This window comes from Pseudomonas sp. TH08, assembly GCF_016651275.1.
In the GTDB taxonomy this organism is placed as follows: domain Bacteria; phylum Pseudomonadota; class Gammaproteobacteria; order Pseudomonadales; family Pseudomonadaceae; genus Aquipseudomonas.
Genome location: NZ_JAEKEE010000004.1, coordinates 65,922 through 91,800, shown reverse-complemented (window position 1 = coordinate 91,800; position 25,879 = coordinate 65,922). Strand labels below are relative to the sequence as shown.

Genomic DNA, 25,879 nt, shown 5'->3' with positions numbered 1-25,879 from the left:
CTGAAAACCCCTTCCCTGCGTTTGTCCGCGCAAACCCCAGTGCAAAAAAGTATCGGTTCAAGTGCTACGGATGATTTGTCAGTCCGGCAATTGAAGGCTGTAATCAGTGCACATTCTTCCTGCCTTCGGAAGACACAAAAACAATAACTGTCCTTCTGCCACCCGCTGGGTGCAGAAAAGGAGTGCACGATGCAACCCACTGCAAAAGCTCTGCTTGCCCTCACCTGCATGACCCTCAGCAGCGTCAGCCTTGGCGCCCAGACCCTGACCATCGCCACCGTCAACAACAGCGACATGATCCGCATGCAAAAGCTCTCGAAAACCTTCGAGACCGAGCATCCGGACATCAAGCTCAATTGGGTGGTACTGGAAGAAAACGTTCTGCGCCAACGCCTGACTACCGACATCGCCACCCAGTGTGGTCAGTTCGACGTGTTGACCATCGGCATGTACGAAGCGGCACTGTGGGGAGCCAAGGGCTGGCTTGAACCGATGAAGGACCTGCCGGCCAACTATGCCCTCGACGATGTATTCCCGTCAGTGCGTGAAGGGTTGTCGGTCAAAGGTTCGCTGTATGCCCTGCCGTTCTACGCGGAAAGCTCGATCACCTATTACCGCACTGATCTGTTCAAGGATGCCGGGCTGACCATGCCCGAGCGTCCAACTTGGGAACAGATCGCCGGCTTCGCTGAAAAACTCACCAACAAAGACAAAGAGCAGTACGGCATCTGCTTGCGCGGCAAGGCTGGCTGGGGCGAGAACATGGCGCTGATCACCACCGTTGCCAATGCTTACGGCGCACGCTGGTTCGATGAGAAGTGGCAGCCGGAATTCACCGGCCCCGAGTGGAAAAACGCGCTGAACTTCTACGTCGACACCATGAAGAAATCCGGCCCGCCGGGCGCCTCCAGCAACGGCTTCAACGAAAACCTCGCCTTGTTCAACAGCGGCAAATGCGCGATCTGGGTCGATGCCAGCGTTGCCGGGTCATTTGTCACTGACAAGACCCAAAGCAAAGTCGCTGATCATGTCGGCTTCACGTTCGCCCCGCATCAGGTCACCGACAAAGGCTCGGCGTGGCTGTATTCATGGGCGCTGGCGATTCCGACCAGTTCCAAGGCCAAAGACGCCGCCAAAGAGTTCAGTGCCTGGGCGACCTCCAAGGAGTACGGTGAGCTCGTGGCCAAGACCGACGGCATCGCCAATGTGCCGCCTGGCACCCGCGCCTCGACCTACAGCGATGCCTACATGAGCGCCGCGCCGTTCGCCAAGGTAACGCTGGAGTCGCTGAAGGCTGCTGACCCGAGCAAACCGACACTGAAACCGGTGCCTTACATCGGCATTCAACTGGTGACCATTCCTGAATTCCAGGGCATTGGTACCCAGGTCGGCAAGTCGTTCTCGGCAGCGCTGATCGGCCAGACTACGGTCGATCAAGCCTTGACGGCGGCGCAGCAAACCACCGAGCGCGAAATGAAGCGCGCCGGTTACCCCAAGTAACCGCTGAACGACTTGCTCCTGCCTCCTGTGGGAGCGAGTCTGCTCGCGAAGCATCGTGCCAGCCAATACACATGGCACTGATCCAGCGCTTTCGCGAGCAGGCTCGCTCCCACAAGGGATCTTCATAGGTCTGTATGACTCGGTTGTGATCGCCATGAATACTTCAACTGCCAAAGCCCACCTCAACCTGTCGCAACCCCAGCGCAAGGTCCGCGTACGCAATCCCGGCTGGTTTCTGGTCAGCCCTTCGGTGGCCCTGTTGCTGCTGTGGATGATCGTGCCGCTGGGCATGACCATTTACTTTTCGATGATCCGCTACAACCTGCTCAACCCCGGCGAGAACGAGTTCGTCGGGCTGGAGAACTTCAGCTACTTCCTGACCGACTCCGGGTTTCTGCCCGGTGCCACCAACACCCTGCTGCTGGTCGGTAGCGTGTTGCTGATCAGCGTGGTGTTTGGGGTGCTCATCAGTGCCTTGCTGGAAGCGAGCGAATTTCTCGGTCGCGGCATCGTGCGAGTCATGCTGATTTCGCCGTTCTTCATCATGCCCACGGTCGGCGCGCTGATCTGGAAGAACCTGATTTTCCATCCGGTTTCCGGGATCCTCGCCTACGTCTGGAAGCTGTTCGGCGCGCAACCGGTGGATTGGCTGGCGCACTACCCGCTGCTGTCGATCATCATCATTGTCTCTTGGCAGTGGCTGCCCTTCGCGATCCTGATTCTGATGACCGCCATGCAGTCCCTCGACCAGGAACAGAAAGAAGCCGCGCGTCTCGACGGCGCCGGGCCTGTCGCTATTTTCTGGCACTTGACCCTGCCGCATCTGGCGCGCCCGATTGCCGTGGTGGTGATGATCGAAACGATCTTCCTGCTGTCGGTATTCGCCGAGATTTTCACCACCACCAACGGCGGCCCCGGCTACGCCTCGACCAACCTCGCCTACCTGATCTACAACCAGGCGCTGGTGCAGTTCGACGTCGGCATGGCTTCGGCGGGCGGCTTGATTGCCGTGGTCATTGCCAACATCGCGGCGATCATTCTGGTGCGGATGATCGGCAAAAACCTGACTGACAAAGCCTGAGGCCCGCCATGACTCTTCAACAATCCCGCCGGCTGCAAAGCCTGCTGCTCGGCACCCTCGCCTGGGCTATCGCGATCGTGATCTTCTTCCCGATCTTCTGGATGGTGCTGACCAGTTTCAAAACCGAAATCGACGCCTTCGCCACGCCGCCGCAGTTCATCTTCACGCCGACGCTGGAGAACTATCTGCACATCAACGAGCGCAGCGACTACTTCAGTTTCGCCTGGAACTCGGTGGTGATTTCGTTCAGCGCTACCGCTCTGTGCCTGCTGATCGCGGTGCCGGCGGCGTACTCGATGGCGTTCTACGAAACCCAGCGCACCAAGGGCACGCTGCTGTGGATGCTCTCGACCAAGATGCTGCCGCCGGTGGGCGTGCTGATGCCGATCTACCTGCTGGCCAAGAGTTTTGGCCTGCTCGACACGCGCATCGCGCTGATCGTGATCTACACGCTGATCAACCTGCCGATCGTGGTCTGGATGATTTACACCTACTTCAAGGACATCCCCAAAGACATCCTCGAAGCCGCACGTCTCGATGGCGCCACGCTCTGGCAGGAAATGGTCCGCGTGTTGCTGCCGATTGCCAAGGGAGGCCTCGCCTCGACCGTGCTGCTGTCGCTGATCCTGTGCTGGAACGAAGCCTTCTGGTCATTGAACCTGACCTCGTCAAAAGCTGCGCCGCTGACCGCGCTGATCGCCTCTTATTCAAGCCCCGAGGGACTGTTCTGGGCCAAGTTGTCGGCGGTCTCGACCCTGGCCTGTGCGCCGATCCTGATCTTCGGCTGGATCAGCCAGAAGCAGCTGGTGCGCGGCCTCTCCTTCGGCGCCGTGAAATGAAATTTGAAAAGCGAAAGATCGCAGCCTTCGGCAGCTCCTACACGGAATGTCGTATCGGCATAAATCTCCTGTAGGAGCTGCCGCAGGCTGCGATCTTTTGATCTTAAAAAAAACAACGCGGAGGCCCATCATCATGGCCAACCTGAAAATCAAGAATCTGCAAAAAGGCTTCGAAGGCTTCTCCATCATCAAAGGCATCGACCTTGAAGTGAACGACAAGGAATTCGTGGTCTTCGTCGGCCCCTCGGGCTGCGGCAAATCCACCCTGCTGCGCCTGATCGCCGGCCTCGAAGAAGTCAGCGGCGGCACCATCGAGCTGGATGGCCGCGACATCACCGAAGTCAGCCCGGCCAAGCGCGATCTGGCGATGGTGTTCCAGACCTACGCGCTGTACCCGCACATGACCGTGAAAAAGAACATGTCGTTCGCCCTCGACCTGGCCGGTGTACCGAAAGCCGAAGTCGAGAAAAAAGTCGGCGAAGCCGCGCGCATTCTCGAACTCGGGCCGATGCTCGAACGCAAACCCAAACAGCTCTCTGGCGGCCAGCGCCAACGCGTCGCCATCGGGCGCGCCATTGTGCGCAACCCGAAAATCTTCCTGTTTGATGAACCGCTGTCCAACCTCGACGCTGCGCTGCGAGTGCAGATGCGTCTGGAACTGCTGCGTCTGCACAAAGACCTGCAAGCGACGATGATCTACGTGACCCACGACCAGGTGGAAGCGATGACCATGGCCGACAAAGTCGTGGTACTCAATGGCGGCAAGATCGAACAGGTCGGCTCGCCGCTGGATCTCTATCACAACCCGGCCAACCTGTTCGTCGCCGGGTTCCTTGGCACGCCGAAAATGGGTTTCCTCAAAGGCAAGATTGCCCGCATTGATGGCCAGAGCTGTGAGGTTTCGCTGGACGCCGGCACGCGCATCACCCTGCCATTCGACGTCGCCGACCTCAGCGTCGGCAGCGCCGTGACTTTGGGCATTCGCCCGGAACATCTGGAGCTGGCGCAACCGGGCGACTGCACCCTGCAAGTCACCGCCGATGTCAGCGAGCGGCTGGGCAGCGATACCTTCTGCCACGTCAAGACCAACGCCGGCGAAGCGCTGACCATGCGCGTGCGCGGTGATCTGGCCAGTCGTTATGGCGAACAATTGAGCCTGCACCTGGACGCCGCCCACTGCCACCTGTTCGACGCAGACGGCGTGGCGCTCACCCGTCCGCTGCGTGCGGCAGCCTGATACTCAAGAGACTTGCCCGATGAAACTCAATAAACAGAATCTCCATAGCCTGGCGAGCGAAGTCAAATTGCCGGCCTATAACCTCAATGACACCCGCCAGGGCATCGCCCACATCGGCGTCGGCGGCTTCCATCGCGCACATCAGGCGTATTACACCGACGCACTGATGAACACCGGCGAAGCACTGGACTGGGCGATTTGCGGCGTCGGCCTGCGCGCCGAAGACCGCCGCGCCCGCGACGACCTCAAAGAGCAGGATTACCTGTTCACCCTGTTCGAACTCGGCGACAGCGATGACACCGAAGTCCGTGTGATCGGCGCGATCCGCGACATGCTGCTGGCCGAGGACGGCGCTCAAGCACTGATCGATAAACTCGCCGACCCGCACATCCGCATTGTTTCGCTGACCATCACCGAGGGCGGCTATTGCATCGATGACAGCAACGGCGAGTTCATGGCGCACCTGCCGCAGGTGCAACATGATCTGGCGCACCCGCAAGCGCCGAAAACCGTGTTCGGATTTCTCTGTGCAGCATTGGCTAAACGCCGTGCGGCGGGCACGGCGGCGTTCACCGTGATGTCCTGCGATAACCTCCCGCACAACGGCGCGGTGACTCGCAAGGCATTGCTGGCCTTCGCGTCGCTACTGGACGCTGAACTGCGCGACTGGATCGACGCCAACGTCACTTTTCCCAACGCCATGGTCGACCGCATCACACCAATGACCAGCACCGCGCATCGCCTGCAACTGGCCGACAAACATGCGGTGGACGATGCCTGGCCGGTGGTCTGCGAGCCGTTTGTGCAATGGGTGCTGGAAGACAAGTTCGTCAACGGGCGGCCAGCATGGGAAAAGGTTGGTGTGCAGTTCACCAACGACGTCTCGCCCTACGAAGAGATGAAGATCAAATTGCTCAACGGCAGTCACTTGGCGCTGACGTACCTCGGCTTCCTCAAGGGCTATCGCTTCGTTCACGAAACCATGAACGATCCCTTGTTCGTGCGTTACATGCGCGCCTATATGGATCTCGACGTCACCCCACAACTCGCGCCGGTGCCGGGGATCGATCTGAGCGATTACAAAGACACGCTGGTGGCGCGGTTCTCCAACCAGGCGATTGCCGATCAGCTTGAGCGCGTGTGCTCGGACGGGTCGTCGAAGTTTCCCAAGTTCACCATTCCGACGATCAATCGGCTGATTGCCGATGGGCGCGAGACGAAGCGTGCGGCGTTGGTCGTGGCGGCCTGGGCGCTGTACTTGAAGGGTGTCGACGAGAATGGTGATACCTATTCAATACCGGATCCGCGGGCAACGTTTTGTCAGGCATTGGTGGCCGATGATGCGTTGATCACTGAGCGGTTGTTGGCAGTCGAGGAGATTTTCGGCACGGCGATTCCACAATCGGCAGAGTTTGTCGCGGCGTTTGAATGGTGCTGCGACAGCTTGCGAGACGTGGGTGTGACCCGGACCCTGGAACGGATTCTTGGCTGAGAATATCGTTACAGCGAATTAAGCCATCGCGAGCAGGCTCACTCCTACAGGTGATCGTCAGTGACCACAATTCTCCTGTAGGAGTGAGCCTGCTCGCGATAGGGTTCACCGAGATAAAACAGAAACACCAAGGATCTCGCCATGGCAACCCGACAACTCTTCCTCGGCATCGACTGCGGCACCCAAGGCACAAAAGCGATCATCCTCGATGCCGCCAGCGGCGAGGCACTTGGCCACGGGGCCGCCGCTCACTCGATGATCAGTGCTGCCAACGGTCGTCGCGAGCAAGACACCCGCCAGTGGCTGGAAGCCTTCGCCCTCGCCACCCGCCGCGCGTTGTTGGCGGCGAATGTCGATGGCCAGTCGATCCTCGGCATCGGCGTGTCCGGCCAGCAACATGGTCTGGTGCTGCTCGATGATCAAGGCGAAGTCCTGCGCCCGGCCAAGCTCTGGTGCGACACCGAAACCAGCGCCGAGAACGATCGTTTGCTCACGCATCTGGGTGGCGAAAAAGGCTCGCTCGAACGCCTCGGCGTGGTCATCGCGCCCGGTTACACGGTGTCGAAACTGCTTTGGACCAAGGAGCAACACCCGGTCGTGTTCGCACGCATCGCACGCATTTTGCTGCCCCACGACTACCTCAACTTCTGGCTCACTGGTCGTGCCTGCAGCGAATACGGCGACGCCTCCGGCACCGGCTATTTCAACGTACGCACACGCCAGTGGGATTTGCAGCTGCTGCGTGACATCGACGCCAGTGGACGTCTGCAAGCGGCGCTGCCTGAACTTATCGATGCGCACGAGGCCGTCGGCGCAATCCTGCCGGCCATCGCCGAACACCTCGGCATCAACCCCAACGCGTTGGTCGCAAGCGGTGGCGGCGACAACATGATGGGCGCTATCGGCACCGGCAATATTCAGCCCGGCGCGATCACCATGAGCCTCGGCTCCTCCGGCACGGTGTACGCCTACGCCGAAACCCCGAAAATCAGCCCGGATGCCAGCGTCGCCACGTTCTGCTCCTCCAGCGGCGGCTGGTTGCCGCTGATCTGCACCATGAACCTGACCAATGCCACCGGCGCGATTCGCGAACTGTTCGAGCTGGATCTCCACCGGTTCAACGAACTCGTCGCCCAAGCACCCATCGGTGCGGAAGGCGTGAGCATGTTGCCGTTCTTCAACGGCGAACGTGTTCCCGCCCTGCCCCACGCCAGCGGCAGCCTGCACGGATTGACGCTGGATAATCTGACCCAAGCCAACCTGTGCCGTGCCGCCGTTGAAGGCACCACATTCGGTTTGCGTTATGGGCTGGATTTACTGCGCCAGAATGGTTTACAAAGCCGCAGCATTTGCCTGATCGGCGGTGGCTCGAAAAGCCCGGTGTGGCGACAGATCGTTGCCGACATCATGAACACCCCGGTCATCTGCACCGAGCAGAGCGAAGCCGCAGCCCTCGGTGCTGCGATTCAGGCAGCGTGGTGCAAATCCTGGTCGAACGGCCACGAAGAAACCCTCGCCGAGCTTTGTCAGCGCTGTGTAAAGCTTGATCTGAGCAGTGAAACCCTGCCGATCGCCGCCAATGTCGCGGCGTTCCAGCAGGCTTACGAACGCTATCAACAGCATGTCGCAACCCTATAAAGAGCAAACAACTATGTACCTGGTGTGTGGCGAAGCCCTGTTTGATTTCTTCAGCGAAGACGATGCCAGCGGTCTGGCCTCGAAAGTGAATTTCAAGGCGATTGCCGGTGGCTCGCCGTTCAACGTCGCCGTGGGACTGCGTCGGCTGGGCGTGGATTCGGCGCTGTTCGCCGGCCTGTCGACCGACTACCTCGGTCGCCGCTTGCAGCAAGTACTGCAGGAGGAAGGTGTGCGGCCGGACTATCTGGTGGATTTCGCCGCGCCGACCACGCTGGCAATGGTCGCGGTGGGCGCCAATGGCTCGCCGCATTACAGCTTTCGTGGCGAGGGCTGCGCTGATCGGCAGTTGAGCGCGGCGCATCTGCCTGTCCTTGGACCAGAGGTACGCGGGTTGCACATCGGCTCGTTTTCGCTGGTGGTGCAGCCGATTGCCGACACCCTGTTGGCGCTGGTGCAGCGCGAAAGCGGCAAACGCCTGATCAGCCTCGACCCCAATGTGCGCCTTAACCCCGAGCCGAACATCGATCTGTGGCGCGAGCGAATTGCCACGCTGGTGCAATTGGCCGACCTGATCAAAGTCAGCGACGAAGACCTCAACCTGCTCTACCCCGAGCAGGATCCGCAGCGGGTAATCGAGGCTTGGCTGGAACATCGCTGCCAGATCGTTTTTCTCACGCGCGGCGGCGAGGGCGCGACGGTGTTCAGCCGTGCTCATGGTTCCTGGTCGGTACCGGCGTGTACGGTAAAAATCGCCGATACCGTCGGCGCTGGCGATACCTTTCAGGCTGCACTGATCACCTGGCTCACCGAACAAAGCCTGGATTCGGTGGAAGGTGTGCAGCAACTCACTCGCGAGCAGATCGACGCGATGCTCAAGTTTGCCGTACAAGCCGCTGCGCTGACCTGCAGCAAGACCGGGCCGGATCTGCCCTATCGTCACCAATTGTCCTGAGCGCGTAGACTGTCGCCTTTTTTGTGCATGACGGGATAACGGCTTTTGAAATACGGGCAGACGCTGGGACTACTGACACTTGCAACGTTGTTGAGCGGTTGCGGCACCTCGCCGCCCCGCTCACCGGAAGATATCTGCGAAATCTTTCGGGAAAAAAGTGATTGGTACGACGCCGCACAGGTCACGCAAAAGCGCTGGGGGGTGCCGATTCAGGTGCCCTTCGCAATCATGTATCAGGAGTCCGGCTATCGCTACGATGCTAAGACCCCGCGTAAATACCTGTTGTGGATCATTCCATGGGGTCGGGTGACCACAGCTTCGGGTTACGCGCAGGCCAAAGACGAAGTCTGGTCCGACTACCAGAAAAGCACCGGCAGGCACGGCGCCGACCGTGAAGACTTCGATGACGCCATCGACTTTGTCGGCTGGTACATGGACAAAACCACGACCATCAACGGCGTGTACAAATACGACGCGTACAACCAGTACCTCAATTACCACGAAGGCTGGGGTGGCTTTCGCAACAAGACTTACGCCAGCAAAGCCTGGCTGATGCCGACAGCGCGCAAGGTGCAAAATCGCTCGGACATGTACGCCCAGCAATATGCCGGCTGCAAAGAGGATTTGAATCGGGGGTTCTGGAGCCGGTTCTGGCACTGGCTGTAAAGACGCCTTCGCGAGCAGGCTCGCTCCTACAATGGATCAATGTCGAACGCGATATCCGCGTCCACTGAAGATCCCCTGTGGGAGCGAGCCTGCTCGCGAAAGCAATCGATCAGGCGCTACAACTCGATGCCTTACAACACAGAAAAGTTATAACTGACGATCAACCGCGTCTCATCGACATCTCGAGCAAACTTCTCGTAGTTGGTCCGATACGTCGAATTGCGCAAACGCAAACTCACATCCTTGAACGTGCCGGTCTGAATCACGTACTTCAACTCGCTGTCACGCTCCCACTCTTTGCCCTCTTGATTGCTGCCCAACACCTTGATGTGATCACCGTTGACATAACGGGTCAGGAAACTCAGACCATTGATGCCGATCGCCTTGAAGTCATAGTCATACCGCAACTGCCACGAGCGCTCTTGCGCGGCGGCGAAGTCGTTGACCTGCACGTAGTTGACCAGATAAGGATTGCTGCCATCGAGGTACGGCATCGAGTTATCGCCGTTCATGCGCTGCCAACCGGCACTGAACGTGTGGCCGCTGATGGCATAGGACAGCATGCCGCTCAACGCACGGTTATCGATGGAACCTGCCTTGGCATCACCGCTGTCGGCACTTTTCAGCACGCGCAGATCAGCCTTCAACAGACCGCCAGCCAACGGCTGATTGGCCAGCAAACCCACGAAATGCTGACGATAGATGTCTTCCAGCTCGGCGTAGTGATACTGAGCAGTCAGGCGCTCATTGATCTTGTAGTCGAAGCCATACATGTCGAAATGATCGGCGGTGGTGTTGCACGCATAGCGCTTGTTCTTGCAGTGCACGCGGATGTCTTGCGAATCCGTGGAATCGCGAGCGGTGTACTTGTCCAGGCGCGCCGCCATAAAGGTCAGGTCCTTCACTTCCTTGGAAGTCAGCAGCGCACCGTTGAACATCGTCGGCAGCAGACGGCCATCGTTGTATTTCAGCAGTGGCAGATCCGGCAGCAGCGCGCCGTACTTCAATACTGTGTCCGAAATACGCACCTTGGCGGTCAGGCCCATTTTCGCGTACTGACCCTTTGAGCCGCGCGGATCCTGCCCGCTGGACGGCAGCAAGCCGCTGTTGCTGCGGTCGGGACTGGAATCCAGTTGCAAGCCGAGCATGCCCAGTGCATCGATACCGAAACCGACCGTGCCCTCGGTGTAACCCGATTGCAGGTTGAGAATAAAGCCCTGAGCCGACTCTTCACGCTTGGAGGCGCCCTGATCGTTCGAGGTGTGCCCATCACGGAAATCGCGGTTGAAATACACCGTGCGCGATTCGATTTTCGCCGTGGTGTCTTCCAGCAAACCGCTGGCCTGCGCCTGCGCAGTAAAACCGGCGCACAACACTAAGGCTCCGCAGCCAAACGACTGGCGCGGGGTGATGAGGGGGAATGGGGAACGCATGAAAAACTCCAACAATACAGCGTTTGCGCGAGGCGCAATAAGCCAGAAAAATAGCTCCCGTCCCGGGTCAGTGTTGAGCCGGGAAGAAGTGGACACGCAGGGGTGAGCGGCAATGATGGCAGATGGCTTTGACGTGCTACAGGCGACTTTAGTCTGAAACTGACTGACGATTCTTCGACCCCAGCTCGAACGTTATCGCGTCATCAGCACCGACCCTGACCATGGATCTTCCCGGTTTCATTAGGCGAAAACCTCCGCCTAAGGGTTTTCCCTATACCGTCGACGGGCGGCGTCTACGGCATTTGCGCCTTGAACGAGGCGATTTAATCCTGCACCATCCACCCCCTGCTTATTCAACGGACGGAATTCAAGGCATGCTGGACGCCAACGCAACCCACATCACCCTCACGCTCGAAGGCGCCAACGCCGACCTGCAAGTCCTCAGCTTCACCGGTCGCGAAGCCCTCAACGAACCGTTCCGTTTCGACCTCGAACTGGTCAGCGCCCGCCCCGACCTGAAGCTCGAAGAACTGCTGCACAAGCCCGGTGTGCTGACCTTCGGCGCCACTGGCGAAGGCAAGATCCATGGTCTGGTGTACCGCATCGAGCAAGGCGATTCCGGCAAGACCCTGACCCGTTACAGCATCAGCCTGGTGCCGCAACTGGCGTACCTGCGCCACAACCACGATCAGCAAATCTTTCAGCAACTGACGGTGCCGAAGATCATCGCCCAGGTGCTCGAAGATCGCGGCATTCTCGCCGACGCCTACAGCTTCCAGCTCAGTGCCGAATACCCGGAACGCGATTACTGCGTGCAGTACGACGAATCCGACCTGCATTTCATCCAGCGTCTGTGCGAGGAAGAAGGCATTCACTTCCACTTCCAGCACAGCAGCAGCGGCCACAAACTGGTGTTCGGCGACGACCAGACCGTGTTCCGCAAACTCAAAGCCGTGAGCTACCAGCAAGACTCCGGCATGGCCGCCGACAAACCGGTGATCAAACGCTTCAACCTGCGCCTGGAAACCCGCACCACCCGCGTCAGCCGCCGCGATTATGACTTCGAAAAACCACAGATCCGGCCCGAAGGCGCCGCCAAATCCGAATTCATCCCGGATCTGGAGGATTACGATTATCCCGGCCGCTTCACCACCCGCGAGCGCGGTAAGTTCCTCTCCACCCGTGCGCTGGAACGCCATCGCAGCGACTTCAAACTCGCCGAAGGCAAAGGCGATGAACCAACGCTCACCAGCGGCCATTTCCTCTCACTCGCCGAACACCCGCGCGCCGAGTGGAACGACATGTGGCTGTTGCTCGAAGTCTTCCACGAAGGCAAACAGCCGCAAGTGCTTGGTGAGAACGTCACCAGCGACGTCACCGACAACAAAAGCGATTTCCACCAGGGCTACCGCAACAGCTTCCTCGCCACCCCATGGGACGCGCACTACCGCCCTGCCCTCGAACACTCGAAACCGAAAGTCCTCGGCAGCCAGACCGCCATCGTCACCGGCCCGCAGGGTGAAGAAATCCACTGCGATCAATACGGCCGCATCAAGGTGCAGTTTCACTGGGACCGCGACGGCCAGGCCGACGACAAAACCACCTGCTGGATGCGCGTCGCCAGCGGCTGGGCCGGCAGCGCTTACGGCGGCCTCGCCATCCCGCGTATCGGCATGGAAGTGCTGGTTACCTTCCTCGAAGGCGATCCCGACCAGCCACTGGTCACCGGCTGCCTGTACCACAAGGAAAACGTCGTCCCTTACGACCTGCCGGCGAACAAGACCCGCAGTACCTTCAAAACCCTCAGTTCACCGGGTGGCAAGGGCTATAACGAGTTCCGCATCGAAGACAAGAAAGGCATCGAGCAGATCTACATCCACGCCCAGCGCGACTGGGACGAGAACATCGAACACGACCAGAAGATCCGCGTCGGCAACGAACGGCACGACACCGTCGAAGCCAATACGTTGAGCGAATTCAAGGTTGAAGAACACCGGATCACCCATCTGGATCGTGTCAGTGAAATGCGTGCGGATGATCACCTGACCGTGGGCGTGACCCAGCATGTGAAAGTCGGTACGGCGCAGTTTGTCGAGGCCGGGACCGAGATTCACTACCACGCGGGTGCGAAGGTTGTGGTTGAGGGCGGCATGGAGCTGACGGCCAAGGCTGGCGGCAGTTTTGTGAAGGTCGATGCCGGTGGCGTGACCATCAGCGGCGCTGAGGTCAAGGCGAATACCGGTGGTGCGCCTGGGGTGGGAACCGGCATCGGGATTTTGATTCCGTTGATTCCGGGGTTGGCGGCAGCGGACATCGCCGGAAGGCTGATGGAAAAAGCCAAGGCGAATCCGACCTGGCTGGAGTTGAATTTGCACTATAACAACCTCGAGCCCGTACCAGGTGCATCTTATCGTGTTGATTTTGCCGATGGTTCGACCCGCGAAGGTGTTCTTGATGCGGATGGTTATGCGCGCTTAGAAGATGTGCCTACGGGACCTGCCAAAATTTATTACGGTGAAGATCCGAGGCCTTTTGATCGACCTCCTGTAAGCGTCGTAGAAAGCAGCGATCAAAAGATCAACGACGACCTGCGGAAGATTGGCCTAGATCCAGAAAAAGTTGATTTACAAGCACTAGTGGAGAAAGCCGCAGGGAGGCTGACATGAGTGAAATTGAAACTGGAAGCAGCACCGAAGGTGACGACGACCGTAGTGCCGCATATAAAGAAGCCGCATTAGAACTAGGAAAAGGCATCGCATTAGGAGCGGTCCCCTTCCTTGGTCAGGCGATTGATGCTTACGACACTATCGAATCTTCTATTGTGCTCTACAACTCTGACTCGCCCTCCAGTAAAGAAGATGCGCAGTTTGACTTGCTGATGGCAGTAATTGGTTGGATTCCTGGCCCGGGAGATGGTCTTAAGAAGAGTTTGAGGATTGTTAACAGAGATCCCCAACGTTTCGCCCCAGTGCTATTTGACCTGCTTCGTTTTGTTTTAGAAGAGTGTGGAATCAAGACAAGCCCAGAAGAACTTTTAAAACAAATTTTTGATGCTGGAAAATTACGTTCAGAGTTAGACGCGATCATCAGTGGAGTCAAAGGATCGTCAACCTTCCAGAGTCTACCTGGATGGACTCAATCTGCCGTAGTAACGGTATTGGCGACGTCACGCGACAACATGCCTTCAATGCTGGGAATCGTCGAAAAAAGACTGGTCAAATGGAAGGGGATGCAGCGAAACAGTTCAGGAATGTCATCAGGTTCCGCGAAGCCTGCTAAAGGCAAAAAACCTGCAGGAAAGGATCCTGCGGTCGCCAATCAAGGAAACGATGGCCCTAGTAGTTCCTCCGAGAGAAAAAGTGATGCAACCAAACTTGGCCGCAACCCTAATCTGGACCTTACGAACGAGGGACTGGGAGTCAGCGGCGAACACATTGCTGACTATTTCTGCGCTGAAGTATTGGCATGGGGTAAGGATTGGGATGGTCACGATAAGGGTGTCGATGGGGTTTGGAACAATGGAACGCCGGGTTCCAGCAAAATGGGTAAAATCTCTAAAGGCGGAAGTGATAAACGCTGGAATGTACTCTACAAATTAACCGATGCGGCTAATGGCACCGGGATTGACGCAGTTTGGCGCGCAGATCCAGCGAACAACGGCAATGAAAAATACGCGATAGTAGAAGCGAAGGCCAGTCGCGATGAAGATGCACCTAAGTTCATGCGAAAACCTGGAAACACTCGGAAACCAAGCATCGTATCTAAACTTGGGGTTAATGGGATGGATGCTTCACTCTTGCTAGAGCCAATTGAAAACGACCCGTCAAACTCAGGAAAGAAAGGTGCCGCACCGCTCGAGAGTGGCAAAAAAACTGCAAAGCCAACGGGTAAAAAACAAGCGCCAAAGGTAAACGGGAAAACTGTTTTGGTACAGATGAGCCGAGAGTGGATCGCCAAAAACCTTACTAAAGCGGTTCCAAGAAAACTCAGGAAAGACGTTGAGCGTTCCTATAGCCGCCATCTATTTTTTACGCCCGTCTATCTAGAGAGTGCAGAACAACACGCTAAAGCAAGATTCGGAAAAACTGAAGCATCTACTCATGCGGAACATAAGGCCATTCACTATGAAGAACATGCAGTAAAAGAGGCCATCAACAAACGAAAGCGATCCCTAATTAAGAAATACGGCAACCTAGAATCCCTGCAGCTTGAGGCTTGATAAATTGAAAAGACGTCAAAAATTCCTAACTGAAAAAATGTACGAAAATTTCAATGAGGAATACGAAGACCAATTTGCATTTTGGAAAGACAAACTATTTAAAGCCGACTCTCCTGCTCAAGAGAAATCATTGAGAGCTAAAAACTTCCAAACACTTTATCTTGGAAGAATTTTCATGCTCTACACTGCTGGAGAAGATATAAAAAACCTAGAACAGCCCTTAGAAACCCTAATTGAGAGCTACGAAGAACTGCAAGAAAAACTCGCAATTTACGAACAAATCCCCAACATCACCCCCTTGACCATAGATGATTGGCTGGATGAGTACGAAGAGTGCGTACAAGTAATAAGTCTATGCATCCTCCTCCACCGTACTGACCTGTTAAAGCGCTTTGTATTCCTGATCGATAATGCAGGGTATGCAGGTATAGACACTCTATATGAAGATCTATTGATTAAGGTTTTACCTGGTCGTCAAGACATCGATCAATGGTACCACGATGTATACACACCACTAATTCAGGCAATTTATGCTGAAGACAAACAAGAAGCTTCTAGCCACTTGGACACCTACTGCAAAAAATGGTATCCGGCTTTTGAGCAAGCTCCTTGGCATGACACACATACCGACGGCGACGAGGGAAGTTATGTCGGATACTGGGCACTTGAAGCCGGCGCAATAGCATTTCTTTATGGGATAGATGACAGCAAAATCAGCCACATGGTTTACCCGAAAGATCTGGTTGAATACGCAAGAAACTACAAACCCGCTAATAATTCTGAGGTTTCCCGCATAGACGCTGGGCAACCATGCAGCAAGACAGGCTACTGGTTTACCCCTGCTAAAGCGGAATCCCGCCGCTACTTTAAACAAGGTGAAATCATGCCTAAATTTGACGATTCTACTTGGGGCGATACAATTTGGTATTGGTCAGGCGAAGAATAAGGTGCTGCAGCGTTCGCTCAGCTTTGACTTTCAGACGCTGAGCGAAGCGCATTTAAAGTTAAGAGGGGGCAATTGCTATTCGCCAGTGAAAGTAATGAAAACGGAATTCAAGGCATGCTTGATGCCAACGCAACCCATATCACCCTCTCGCACGAAGGCGTTTTCGCTGACTTGCAAGTCCTCAGCTTCACCGGTCGCGAAGCCCTCAATGAACCGTTCCGTTTTCGACCTCGAACTGGTCAGCGCCCGCCCCGACCTAAAGCTCGAAGAGCTGCTGCACAAGCCCGGCTTCCCGACCTTCGGCGCCACCAGCGAGGCAAGACTCATGGTCTGGTCTATCGCGTCGAGCTTAGCAACCTTCAAAAAGCTGTTGCCAATCGCGAATACTCACCGCCCAAGTGAAACTTTCGTACAGTCGACACTTATTAACGCCCCACTTTACCACCCGAGAAAGCCTTTCATTACAACGAAACAGAGGTCAAAGCACTCGTCAGCAAGCGCAAAAAAATCTTGACTAAAAAGCATGGCGTTTTGGACAACCTAAAAATTGAGGCATGACGACAGTGAAAGTACGACAGAGTTTTTTCAGCACCAAGCATTACGAAAACTTTCTCAGAGAACACGATGAGTTAGTTGAACTATTCAAAACAAACGAATTTAAATCCGACTCGGCGCTGGAGGAAGCATCTCAGCGCGCAAGATACTTCCAGACACTTGCTCTAGACAAGTTACTCGCCACTTACACGTCGGGCGAGCAAATAGAACACCTTATCCCTCTTCTTGAAGATCTCATAAATAAATACGAAATTCGTCAGAAAGCCCTGAGTGAATACCAAGGCGTGCAAAATATATCTCCACTGGCTATAGATGACTGGCTAAACCAATACGAAGAAGCTGTCCAAGTAATCAGCTTGTGCGTACTTTTACATCGAACCGACCTACTCCCACGGTTCGTTAAACTCATTGACGACGCAGGATATGCAGGTGAAGACACTCTTTATGAGGCACTATTAAACAAGGTCATGCCACATCGGCACGATATAGATGAATGGTTTCACGACGTTTACACACCACTTATTCAAGCTATCTATGGTAAAAACAAAGAAGACCCTCCGAAACTTCTTAAGAAGTATTGCAAACAATGGTACCCGGCATTCAAGCAAGCCCCTTGGCACGATACTCACCTACAAGGAGAGGATGGTAACTATGTGGGCTACTGGGCTATTGAAGCGGGAGCCATTGCGTTTTTATACGACATAGACGACAGCAAAATCGACCATATGGTTTACCCAAAGGACTTGGTCGAGTATGCGCAAAACAATAAACCGACCGCCTGAAATATCAAGCTACTCACTGAATACATAAGATTCCAAGCAGGCTTGGAATTTTACAACCAAGGAAGGAACGTGAACAAAAGGCAAAAATACTATAGCGAAAGTCACTATAGAACTTTCTTGAAAGAATACGACGAAGTTATCGAGTTTTGCAAAACCAATGAATTTGAATCAGATTCTCCTGAACAAGAAGAGTCGCTTCGAGCACGCCATCTTCAAGACCTTCTGCTTGACAAAATCTTCGCCTGCTATACGGCGGGAGAGGAAATAGAAATCCTCATTCCGTTGCTTGAGGAGTTGATAGAAAAATACGAAATACGGCAGCACACACTATCTATTTATGAGCAGGAACCCCAAATATCCCCGCTTGCCATAGATGACTGGCCGGATCAGTATGAAGAGTGTGTTCAGGTCATAGGCTTGTGTATTCTCCTGGGCCGCACCGATTTACTGAAGCGATTCGTGGTTTTGATTGATCAGGCGGGGTATGTCGGAGATGACACGCTATACGAAGACCTTTTAAGGGAAGTGCTGCCAAACAGACATGATGTTGACCAGTGGTTTCACGACGTCTACACCCCCTGATACAAGCCATCTACATGGACTCTAAAGAACAGTCCGCACAGCGACTGAGAGAGTATTGCAACCAATGGTATGAAGCTTTCATTCAAGCCCCTTGGCACGACACGCATTTGCAAGGCGAGGATGGCAACTATGTGGGCTATTGGGCCATCGAAGCAGGAGCAATTGCTTTCCTGTACGGTATAGACGACAGCCAAATCGATCATATGGTCTATCCAAAAGATCTGGTTGAATATGCCCGGCGCAAAGCAAACACGTAAACTCTGCCCTCCCCCAGAAAACGGATTTCGGATTCAGCACCATGGAATTGCAATACACCATCACCCCCGAACACACACAGTCCAGAATCGGCAAACTGGTTGAGCAGGAAATACTCAAGGATGATCAACTGAGGGCCAGGCTACTTGGCAAACTGGCTCGCATTGAGGATCGTCTGCTCGCGCCGCTGTTTTTTCTACTGGGGCTGGTTGGCGGCGTGCTAGCCATCTATTTCCCTGCACGCGAGTTGAGCCCGGAGAAGCTCATCGCCTTGGTGTCCTTCACCGTGGCATACGTGGTGTGCTGGCGGTTCTTCTCCGAACACCTGCTAAATCGCTTGCGCAAGCGGATTGCCGCCAACCGTGCGAAACCTCGCAAGCCTTTTCAAAAGGTAAACCTGCGCCTGATCGAATCAACGGTACGTGCCCGACTCAAGGCTGCTGAAGGTGCTTATCGCCTGGAATTCGATGAAGATGGTTTTATCTTGTTCTTTACCAAGGGCAAAGGCGCCAAAGGCGGACTTGCGTGGGGTCAGATTGTGCGGTTCAAGGTCACACCCGACTTCTACTCCGTTGCGTGTGCAAAACTGGACAGCAAGGGCAAGGCCTATCACATCCCCAGAAACAGCGAAGTGATGGACGCGGAGTCGTATCAGCAGGGTTTGGAACTGTTTTTGAGCCGGATACCTGTTTCCGCATTTGACGACCAAACTTCAATGGTGCGAAATATGGGTACTTCCCTTGACTCAACAGGGAAAGCTCAGCAGTGAACATACGCCAACATCTTTTCACTAAAACCCATTACGAAAACTTTAAAAGAGAGCATGACGAGGTAATTGTTTTTTTGAGACAAACACCTTTCAGTCCGATTCAGCAGAGGAAGAGGCGTCGCTGCGCGCCACATACTTCAAGCAACTAGCATTTGACAGGCTTTTGGCAGCATATACTGCTGGGGAACAGATCTACTCCCTTATGCCGCTGCTTGAAGATCTGATAGCAAAGCATGAACTCAGGCAAGTCAAACTCGCTGAATACCAGCGGACACCTGATATATCTCCACTTGCAATAAACGATTGGCTTGACGAATACGAAGAGTGCGTTCAGATCATTGGCTTTTGCATCCTACTGCATCGTACCGACCTGCTTAAGCGCTTTGTAGAACTAATCGACAGGGCTGGCTATGCTGGGGACGATACGTTATACGAAGATCTGCTCGTCAAATTACTTCCTGATAGACACGATGTGGATCAATGGTTCCACGAGACATATTCACCATTGATTCTGGCTATTTATGCAGAAAGTAAAGGGGAAGCATCAGAGTATCTAAAAAATTATTGCGCCCAATGGTACGCCGCATTTCAGCAAGCCCCTTGGCACGACTCGCACTTACAGGGCGAAAATGGAAATTACGTAGGATATTGGGCTATCGAAGCAGGGGCAATTGCTTACCTGTATGGCATAGACGACAGCCAGATCGACCATATGGTCTATCCGAAAGACCTGGTCGAATACGCAAGAAGCCATAAGCCAACCACTCGCAATAACGCCCATGAAATCGGTTCCATCAAATGAACAAGGCGCTTTTGCTTTTACTGATCACGCTGATGTGTCGCTCGGCGTGGGCAGGCTCGCAGAAAACGCTGTTGACCTGCCCTCTTTCGGACGGAACCAAAATAGCGTTGCTCGCCACTTCCAATGCAGACGGGCAGCGCCTGTTTGTGAAATTCGACGGCAAAATAGAAACAGCCTTTACGGACATGCCCGATGAGGACTTTGTCGGTGACGTGATGCTGGCAAAGTGCGCAGGCGCCACTTTGATTTTTGCGTTGAACTACGGATCGCCTTATACCAAAGGGGTCGTCTTGCGAAAAAATCCAGCAAGCGGCGTGCTGGAACGTATTGATTTTGCGGAGAAGGCATTGCCACGTTTTTTGTACTTGAGCACTGGGCAGATGCGTCTGGTCATCCCCAACGAAGGCTATGAAGTGCCTGAGAAATACCTCGTTTATGATTCTTTCGCCAGGAAAGGTCAGCCGGATGAGCTGCAAGGGTTTGATGTCTTGCCCGATCAACGTCAATTCACAGTTATTGATCTGAAGTAGTTTGCATGAACAAGGAAGATCCCCGCATGCGTAAGCGCCAAGCGCTCCTCACTGACTCGTACTATCAAAAATCCATCCGGCTGTATGACGAAACCGAGTCCCGCTGGATAGGCCAAACCATGCAGGCTGATAGCCCCGAGGAGGAACAGGCACTGCGTACGGCTTATTTCAAGGAAGCCGCGTTTAACGCTTTGCTGATCAGCTATACCGCCGGTGTGCCAATTGCCGCTTTGCTGCCGAGACTGGAGAAACTGGTGGATTGCTATGAAATCCATCAGCGGGCGCTGGCTCTGGACGATGATCCCAATGTCTCGCCTTTGGCCATTGATGACTGGCCGGATCAGTATGAGGAATGCGTTCAGGTCATGAGTTTGTGCATTCTGCTACGGCGCACCGATTTGCTGGCGAGGTTCTGCACCCTGATTGATCGGGCTGGCTACGCAGGCCAGGACACGTTGTATGAAGATCTGTTGCGAAAGGATTTACCCGGGCGGGCAGACCTTGATGAGTGGTACCACGATTTGTACACCCCGTTGATCCGGGCGATTTACGCATCGGACGCCTCAGAGTCCAGTGAGCTGCTTCGGCAATATTGCGAAGGTTGGTACGCCGGGTTTGAAGAGGAGCAAACCAACTGGCATGACAGCCATCTCGACATTGAGGACGATGACGGCAATTACGTCGGTTACTGGGCTTTCGAGGCCGCCGCCGTTGCGTTTCTGTACGAGATTGATGATCGCCAGAACGATCATTGGGCTTACCCCAAGGACCTGGTCGACTATGCGCGGAACCTGCAATCGACTGAGGTGGCTCGCCGCTGAAGTGGCCTCACCTACAACTCAGCCTGCCCTCTTTCGACGGCAGGCTTTTTGAGCGAAAAATTCAGGCCGGCGCCTTCCAGTTCAACATCAGCCGCTGCGCGACCTGCAGCAAATCGTTGCCATCCTGCGTCAGCAGGTACAGCGCATGGGTGATGTGCGGAATGTCTTGCACGTCGGCGTGTTTGAAGCAGAGGCAATGCAGGGTTTCGAGCAGATCGGCCGAGGCACGGACGCGCTGGACGGCGGCTTCGAGGATGTCTTTGGGGTTGGCTTCGGAGTCGATGACCAGAGGCGCGCTTTCGGTGACACCGCTGTTGAGGGGGATGTAGCGATTGGGGACCGGATAAATGATTGGCATCGGTGATTACTCAAACTGGGGCAAAAGTAACCGCCGGCACTGTGACCAAACAGTGGGAGGCGGACTGTATACAGGTTTGGTCAACCGAGAGAACCCCACTCAGCTCGCCCGAAAGCGACCCTGCACACAGCCGCCACAACAGTGCACTGCGCAGACATAGATGTCCGCAGCGCAAATGATGGCACATTTGCAATGGGGTAATCGTTCAGGTGACCAAACCTGAATCGCTGATTTTGCAGCGACGCCAAACCATAACCGCCCCACTCCGGCCACCGAAAGCAGACAAGGCATCTGCTCTTGTAGGAATACGCCACCCGTCCCGCAGAAATCGCCCTGCCCTCTGACAGCCGGCGTTCAGCTTGGTTAACCATCGCTTAACGCCGCGGTCAAAGACTCTACTGAACCGCACGCCTTCAGCGCTTTGCTGACGCCCAGTGCGGCAGGTTCGGGCGAAATCGCGCCGAACTTTCTTCACGTCGTACGGGAGTCCCACCATGAACATTCGTCCGTTCCTGCTTACAACCGCCCTCGCCTGCACTGTATTCGCCGGTCTGGCCCAGGCCAATGACACCTCCGCCAACGCCAAAGCCGTGCCTTATGAGTACGGCATGCCACTGAATGTGGCGAAGGTGGTTTCAATGACCGAGCCGCCCACTCAACAGTGCAAGGTTATTACCGCCGATATGAAGTACATCGACAACGCCGGTAAACCAGAGGAAATCAGCTATCGGAAATTGTCTGACGCGTGCAACTTCCAGAACTGACAGAAAGCTCTGATTTGCCGGTTTGCGGTAGGCGTGGGGATGCTTCGGCAGGTATGCTCGGGGCCTTCCTCACTGCAGCAAGGATTAGCCATGCAGTTGTCGTTTCGCTCGTTGTCGAGCATCACCTCGTCTTTGTGTTTTTTCCTGGCGCTGGTCTGGGGCTTCGTACCAGACATGTTGTTGGCCATCTGGAGTATCGAGTATTCAGAAGGTACCGGGGTTGTCGCGCGGCGCAGCGCAGTACTGTTTGCAGCCTTGGGCTGCATGTTTTATTGGGTGCGCAAAGCACCGGTATCGGTCGCGCGTAACGCGCTGAGCAATGGTTTTATCGTCGGCTGTTTTGGTTTGGCGGTGCTGGGATTCGGCGAGTGGCTCAACGGCAATGCCGGCCCCGGGATTTTGCTCGCGGTGCTGGTCGAGTTCGCGCTGGGCCTTGGTTTTGTGCAGGCCCGGCGCGTGACGGTCGAACTGGGTGAAACGATTGGTTAAACGGCTCTGGATCGTGGACTGTAGTGATGCGGTGTCGCTTGCTGCGCCAGATCCGAACGCAAGCCGGCGATCAGCTCGTTGATCTCGCGACAGCCATTGAGGTGGCTGGCATCGATGCCGCTGACGTGCAGATCGACCTGGTCGGTCCGGTGATCGCCGAATACCTTGACGGTCATCGACAGATCCGGCGACAGCGTGCACTGGCAGCGTTTAGGCAGAAAACTGCTTTCAATGATATTGCGTAGTTCCAAGGCAGACAGAAACATGGTGAACCTCTCCTTAATGATGAAACTGCCAATCAACTCTTCACGTTGACCGCTTTTGTCGCCCCTGCACAGGTGTGTCCCCGCTGATTCCCTGGGTGCGTCAAACGGTTGTACGGCGAAATGCCTCTTGGAGTGTAGGCGCCCGAACCCGGTGCGCCGCACCAAATAGACGCATAAAGCATGCCTTTCATCGGGTCATTTCGACCCTCTGATAAATCAAGGGCTTAGCGAGAAAGCCAGCATAAGGCCAGTTGCAAAATGCCGGAACCGCCCCTCGGCGCGTTGCATTTTGCAATCTGTTGCGGGTTTGCATTCAGCGCCCATGACAGTAAGAATACCTGCCAACCACCCTACACCTGCAAGGAGGCTTCCATGGGTTCTTTACGCATTTGTGCGACCACCGGGCTGATCATCGCCAGCCTGTCCACCCTCGCCCACGCGGCCAAGCTCGAGGATGTCGCGCCGTACCCGAAAGCTGAAACCGGCTTCAGCCGCCAAGTCATTCATTTGCCCAAGCAGGCTCAGGAAGAAAACTTCCAGGTTGAAATCCTCGCAGGTAAAACCCTTGAAGTGGACTGCAACCGCCAGCGGCTGGGTGGTGTGCTGGACGAGAAAAACCTTGAGGGCTGGGGCTACCCGTTCTATCGACTGGAAAAAGTCATCGGCCCGATGAGCACACTGATGGCCTGTCCACCTGGTACTCAGAAGAAGCGCGCCTTCGTACCGGTTGTCGGTGATGGCTTCATGTTGCGTTACAACAGCAAGCTGCCGTTGGTGATTTATGCGCCCAAGGACGTCGAAGTCCGCTACCGCATCTGGTCGGCCTCGGACAAAGTCGGAACCGCCCTTCAGGAATAACCTGAACAAGGAAAGCCCTACGTGATTACTTGCCACGTCAGATACGTCATCGATCCTTATCAGTTGTCCGAGTTCGAAGCCTACGCCAAGGCCTGGCTCGGTATCGTCGAACGCTTGGGCGGCACCCACCACGGCTACTTCCTGCCGTCAGAAGGCGCGAGCAACATCGCTTACTGCCTGTTCAGTTTTCCTTCGCTGGCCGATTACGAAAGCTATCGGCATATCGCCATGACCGATTCGGAAAGCACGGCACTGGTGGCCTCGCTGGTCGAGAAGAAGTTCATCCTCAGCTACGAGCGCAGTTTTCTGCGCCCGTTGTTGCCTTGATCGACATCACGCCGGAACGGTGCAGGCCGCAGCGCGCTCGGCGACGTGACGCAAACTGTCGAAATTGATATTCGCGCCGGAATCAATGGCAACGAAAGTTTGCTCTCTGGCGCCGGTTCGGGCCACGTATTGCTTGATGCCTGCCACAGCCAACGCGCCCGAGGGTTCGGTGATCGAGCGAGTGTCGTCGTAGATATTCTTGATGGCTGCGCAAAGGTCGTCATTGCTGACAGTGATGACCTCGTCGACACAGAAGCGGCAAACCTCAAAGCCGAATTCGCCGATCTGCGCAACGGCGACGCCGTCGGCAAAGGTACCGACGTTGGGCAGTACGACCCTCTCGCCTGCTTGCAAGGCGGCTTGCAGGCACGCCGAATGTTCGGATTCAACGCCGATGATCCGCACTTCCGGCCGCAGGTATTTGATGTAAGCCGCAATGCCGGCAATCAAACCGCCGCCACCCACCGGGATGAAGATCGCGTCCAGCGCGCCTTGGTGCTGACGGAGGATTTCCATCGCCACCGTGCCTTGCCCGGCGATCACGTCCGGGTCATCGAAGGGTGATACGAAGGTGCGCCCGGTTTGCCCGGCCAGTTGTAACGCATGAGCCAACGCGAACGGAAAGCTCTCGCCGTGCAACAACGCTTCGGCGCCCCGACTTCGCACACCCAATACTTTCAGCTCAGGTGTCGTGGACGGCATGACGATGGTCGCGGCGATCCCTAATTCCCGCGCCGCCAGCGCCACGCCTTGCGCATGATTGCCCGCCGACGCGGTGATGACTCCGCGCGCTTTCTCTTCGTCGCTCAACTGCACCAGTTTGTTATAGGCGCCGCGGATCTTGAAGGAAAACATCGGCTGCAGGTCTTCACGCTTGAGCAGGATGCAGTTGCCCAGCGCTTCAGACAGCGCCGGCGCTGCTTGCAAAGGCGTGCGTACCGCAATGTCGTACACCGGCGCAGCCAGAATCTTTTTCACGTAATGCTCAAGCAAAGCTTGCTGGTCGAGGCTGTACTTCATGGTCATCTCCTTGATAGCGGATTCACACGCTGTCAGTAGGAGCTGTCGCAGGCTGCGATCTTTTGATGTTGCTTTTAACGATCAACATCAAAAGATCGCAGCCTGCGGCAGCTCCTACATGGACGGTGTATGCAACCCAGGAGACAGAAAATGAAAACCCGCCTCTAGGGCGGGTTGGGTGCTGCAGTCGTGAGCTAGCCCGCCAAATGAGGAATTGCGGCAATAATGCTTGGCTGGCAGCGCAATACGGTGGTCATGAAGCGAAATTAGCTCGGGCGCTGCGGGCAAGTCAATGGCCAATTTGATAGCGCGACTGTAGTCTGGCGACTCCGCTCATCACTTCAAGGAACGAAAGCATGATGTCTGTCGCCCTGCCCCTCACGGCTTTGCTCGCTTTTACCGGTTATACCGTTTCGGTAATGCTCCAGGCTGAGCAGTCTTTGATCGACTTCGGCATCAGCCTGATGTCGCGCCCGGATACAGCGCAGGTGGTGATTGATTTGTACCTGCTGGCGACACTGGCCGGTATCTGGATGGTCAAGGACGCCAGGTCGCGTGGCCAGACTGTCTGGTCGGTGCTGCCGTATCTCTTGCTGACGGCGGTTTTTGTATCGATTGGGCCGCTGTTGTATCTGGTGGTGTGTGGGATTCGGGAGCGCAGGAAAGTGGTTGATACACCCCAGTTGAGCTGACCTGGA

General features: G+C 55.5%; 26 protein-coding genes and 2 pseudogenes. 24 read left to right on the top strand and 4 right to left on the bottom strand.

Annotation, left to right across the window (positions count from 1 at the left end):
- Positions 1 to 189: 189 nt before the first annotated feature.
- From JFT91_RS17710 to JFT91_RS17675, 8 genes are all read left to right on the top strand, one after another.
- Positions 190 to 1,500 (top strand): ABC transporter substrate-binding protein, encoded by a 1,311-nt coding sequence (locus JFT91_RS17710; RefSeq protein ID WP_201233309.1) that lies wholly within the window; start codon positions 190 to 192, stop codon positions 1,498 to 1,500.
- A 154-nt stretch (positions 1,501 to 1,654) separates the two neighbouring features.
- Positions 1,655 to 2,581, top strand: coding sequence for a carbohydrate ABC transporter permease (locus JFT91_RS17705; protein WP_201148110.1), 927 nt, complete (start codon positions 1,655 to 1,657; stop codon positions 2,579 to 2,581).
- An 8-nt stretch (positions 2,582 to 2,589) separates the two neighbouring features.
- A complete protein-coding gene (locus JFT91_RS17700; RefSeq protein ID WP_201148111.1) occupies positions 2,590 to 3,420 on the top strand; it encodes a carbohydrate ABC transporter permease in 831 nt (276 codons plus the stop codon).
- A 133-nt stretch (positions 3,421 to 3,553) separates the two neighbouring features.
- Positions 3,554 to 4,657 carry an ABC transporter ATP-binding protein gene (locus JFT91_RS17695; RefSeq protein ID WP_201233307.1) on the top strand — a complete coding sequence of 368 codons (1,104 nt, stop codon included), beginning with the start codon at positions 3,554 to 3,556 and terminating at the stop codon, positions 4,655 to 4,657.
- A gap of 19 nt (positions 4,658 to 4,676) precedes the next feature.
- Positions 4,677 to 6,149, top strand: a complete 1,473-nt coding sequence (locus JFT91_RS17690; RefSeq protein ID WP_201233306.1) for a mannitol dehydrogenase family protein — start codon at positions 4,677 to 4,679, stop codon at positions 6,147 to 6,149.
- Positions 6,150 to 6,290: 141 nt separating this feature from the next.
- Complete coding sequence (gene xylB / locus JFT91_RS17685) at positions 6,291 to 7,787, top strand: xylulokinase (protein ID WP_201233305.1); 1,497 nt, start codon at positions 6,291 to 6,293, stop codon at positions 7,785 to 7,787.
- A gap of 13 nt (positions 7,788 to 7,800) precedes the next feature.
- Complete coding sequence (locus JFT91_RS17680; RefSeq protein WP_201233304.1) at positions 7,801 to 8,739, top strand: carbohydrate kinase family protein; 939 nt, start codon at positions 7,801 to 7,803, stop codon at positions 8,737 to 8,739.
- A gap of 45 nt (positions 8,740 to 8,784) precedes the next feature.
- Complete coding sequence (locus JFT91_RS17675; RefSeq protein WP_201233303.1) at positions 8,785 to 9,405, top strand: transglycosylase SLT domain-containing protein; 621 nt, start codon at positions 8,785 to 8,787, stop codon at positions 9,403 to 9,405.
- Between the two features lie 131 nt (positions 9,406 to 9,536).
- Here JFT91_RS17675 and JFT91_RS17670 read toward each other — a convergent pair whose 3' ends face one another.
- Positions 9,537 to 10,838, bottom strand: coding sequence for an OprD family porin (locus JFT91_RS17670; protein ID WP_201233302.1), 1,302 nt, complete (start codon positions 10,836 to 10,838; stop codon positions 9,537 to 9,539).
- A 374-nt stretch (positions 10,839 to 11,212) separates the two neighbouring features.
- Between JFT91_RS17670 and JFT91_RS17665 the strand changes: the two genes are divergently transcribed.
- The 11 genes and pseudogenes from JFT91_RS17665 (at position 11,213) to JFT91_RS17620 (ending at position 21,099) form a co-directional block, all read left to right on the top strand.
- Positions 11,213 to 13,504, top strand: coding sequence for a type VI secretion system Vgr family protein (locus JFT91_RS17665; protein ID WP_201233301.1), 2,292 nt, complete (start codon positions 11,213 to 11,215; stop codon positions 13,502 to 13,504).
- Complete coding sequence (locus tag JFT91_RS17660) at positions 13,501 to 15,057, top strand: hypothetical protein (protein ID WP_201233300.1); 1,557 nt, start codon at positions 13,501 to 13,503, stop codon at positions 15,055 to 15,057. Before JFT91_RS17665 ends, JFT91_RS17660 begins: the two co-directional genes overlap by 4 nt.
- Positions 15,058 to 15,061: 4 nt before the next feature.
- On the top strand, positions 15,062 to 16,003 hold the full coding sequence (locus tag JFT91_RS17655; protein ID WP_201233298.1) for a PoNe immunity protein domain-containing protein: 942 nt from the start codon (positions 15,062 to 15,064) through the stop codon (positions 16,001 to 16,003).
- 114 nt (positions 16,004 to 16,117) lie between these two features.
- Positions 16,118 to 16,393 (top strand): annotated as a pseudogene (locus tag JFT91_RS17650) (type VI secretion system tip protein VgrG); the annotation flags it as partial.
- Between the two features lie 164 nt (positions 16,394 to 16,557).
- Complete coding sequence (locus JFT91_RS17645; protein ID WP_201233296.1) at positions 16,558 to 17,340, top strand: PoNe immunity protein domain-containing protein; 783 nt, start codon at positions 16,558 to 16,560, stop codon at positions 17,338 to 17,340.
- A gap of 69 nt (positions 17,341 to 17,409) precedes the next feature.
- Positions 17,410 to 17,922 (top strand): hypothetical protein, encoded by a 513-nt coding sequence (locus tag JFT91_RS17640; protein WP_518524879.1) that lies wholly within the window; start codon positions 17,410 to 17,412, stop codon positions 17,920 to 17,922.
- Positions 17,923 to 17,936: 14 nt separating this feature from the next.
- Positions 17,937 to 18,179 (top strand): PoNe immunity protein domain-containing protein, encoded by a 243-nt coding sequence (locus JFT91_RS30270; RefSeq protein WP_518524878.1) that lies wholly within the window; start codon positions 17,937 to 17,939, stop codon positions 18,177 to 18,179.
- Positions 18,180 to 18,220: 41 nt separating this feature from the next.
- On the top strand, positions 18,221 to 18,946 hold the full coding sequence (locus tag JFT91_RS17635) for a hypothetical protein (protein ID WP_201233295.1): 726 nt from the start codon (positions 18,221 to 18,223) through the stop codon (positions 18,944 to 18,946).
- 202 nt (positions 18,947 to 19,148) lie between these two features.
- A complete protein-coding gene (locus JFT91_RS17630; RefSeq protein ID WP_242489301.1) occupies positions 19,149 to 19,748 on the top strand; it encodes a PoNe immunity protein domain-containing protein in 600 nt (199 codons plus the stop codon).
- On the top strand, positions 19,745 to 20,278 hold the full coding sequence (locus JFT91_RS17625) for a hypothetical protein (protein ID WP_201233294.1): 534 nt from the start codon (positions 19,745 to 19,747) through the stop codon (positions 20,276 to 20,278). Before JFT91_RS17630 ends, JFT91_RS17625 begins: the two co-directional genes overlap by 4 nt.
- 26 nt (positions 20,279 to 20,304) lie before the next feature.
- Complete coding sequence (locus JFT91_RS17620; protein WP_201233293.1) at positions 20,305 to 21,099, top strand: PoNe immunity protein domain-containing protein; 795 nt, start codon at positions 20,305 to 20,307, stop codon at positions 21,097 to 21,099.
- 61 nt (positions 21,100 to 21,160) lie between these two features.
- Here JFT91_RS17620 and JFT91_RS17615 read toward each other — a convergent pair whose 3' ends face one another.
- Positions 21,161 to 21,457 (bottom strand): hypothetical protein, encoded by a 297-nt coding sequence (locus JFT91_RS17615; protein ID WP_201233292.1) that lies wholly within the window; start codon positions 21,455 to 21,457, stop codon positions 21,161 to 21,163.
- Positions 21,458 to 21,951: 494 nt separating this feature from the next.
- Here JFT91_RS17615 and JFT91_RS17610 point away from each other — a divergent pair, with 494 nt between their 5' ends.
- Both JFT91_RS17610 and JFT91_RS17605 read left to right on the top strand, forming a co-directional pair.
- Positions 21,952 to 22,221, top strand: a complete 270-nt coding sequence (locus JFT91_RS17610; protein WP_201203368.1) for a DUF2790 domain-containing protein — start codon at positions 21,952 to 21,954, stop codon at positions 22,219 to 22,221.
- A 90-nt stretch (positions 22,222 to 22,311) separates the two neighbouring features.
- Complete coding sequence (locus JFT91_RS17605; protein WP_201203366.1) at positions 22,312 to 22,710, top strand: hypothetical protein; 399 nt, start codon at positions 22,312 to 22,314, stop codon at positions 22,708 to 22,710.
- Here JFT91_RS17605 and JFT91_RS17600 read toward each other — a convergent pair.
- Positions 22,707 to 22,976 (bottom strand): DUF1652 domain-containing protein, encoded by a 270-nt coding sequence (locus JFT91_RS17600; protein ID WP_201203364.1) that lies wholly within the window; start codon positions 22,974 to 22,976, stop codon positions 22,707 to 22,709. The two genes, JFT91_RS17605 and JFT91_RS17600, sit on opposite strands and share 4 nt — an antisense overlap.
- A 372-nt stretch (positions 22,977 to 23,348) precedes the next feature.
- Here JFT91_RS17600 and eco point away from each other — a divergent pair, with 372 nt between their 5' ends.
- Both eco and JFT91_RS17590 read left to right on the top strand, forming a co-directional pair.
- Positions 23,349 to 23,834 (top strand): serine protease inhibitor ecotin, encoded by a 486-nt coding sequence (gene eco / locus JFT91_RS17595; protein ID WP_201203362.1) that lies wholly within the window; start codon positions 23,349 to 23,351, stop codon positions 23,832 to 23,834.
- Positions 23,835 to 23,855: 21 nt separating this feature from the next.
- Positions 23,856 to 24,161: an NIPSNAP family protein gene (locus JFT91_RS17590; RefSeq protein WP_201233291.1), complete on the top strand. Its 306-nt coding sequence runs from the start codon at positions 23,856 to 23,858 to the stop codon at positions 24,159 to 24,161.
- A gap of 30 nt (positions 24,162 to 24,191) precedes the next feature.
- Here the strand turns inward: JFT91_RS17590 and ilvA are convergent.
- A pseudogene (gene ilvA / locus JFT91_RS17585) lies at positions 24,192 to 25,187 on the bottom strand (threonine ammonia-lyase, biosynthetic); the annotation flags it as partial.
- A 350-nt stretch (positions 25,188 to 25,537) separates the two neighbouring features.
- On the opposite strand from ilvA, the gene JFT91_RS17580 reads away from it, so the two are divergent.
- A complete protein-coding gene (locus tag JFT91_RS17580; RefSeq protein WP_201233289.1) occupies positions 25,538 to 25,873 on the top strand; it encodes a DUF2834 domain-containing protein in 336 nt (111 codons plus the stop codon).
- The last annotated feature ends 6 nt before the right edge of the window (positions 25,874 to 25,879 follow it).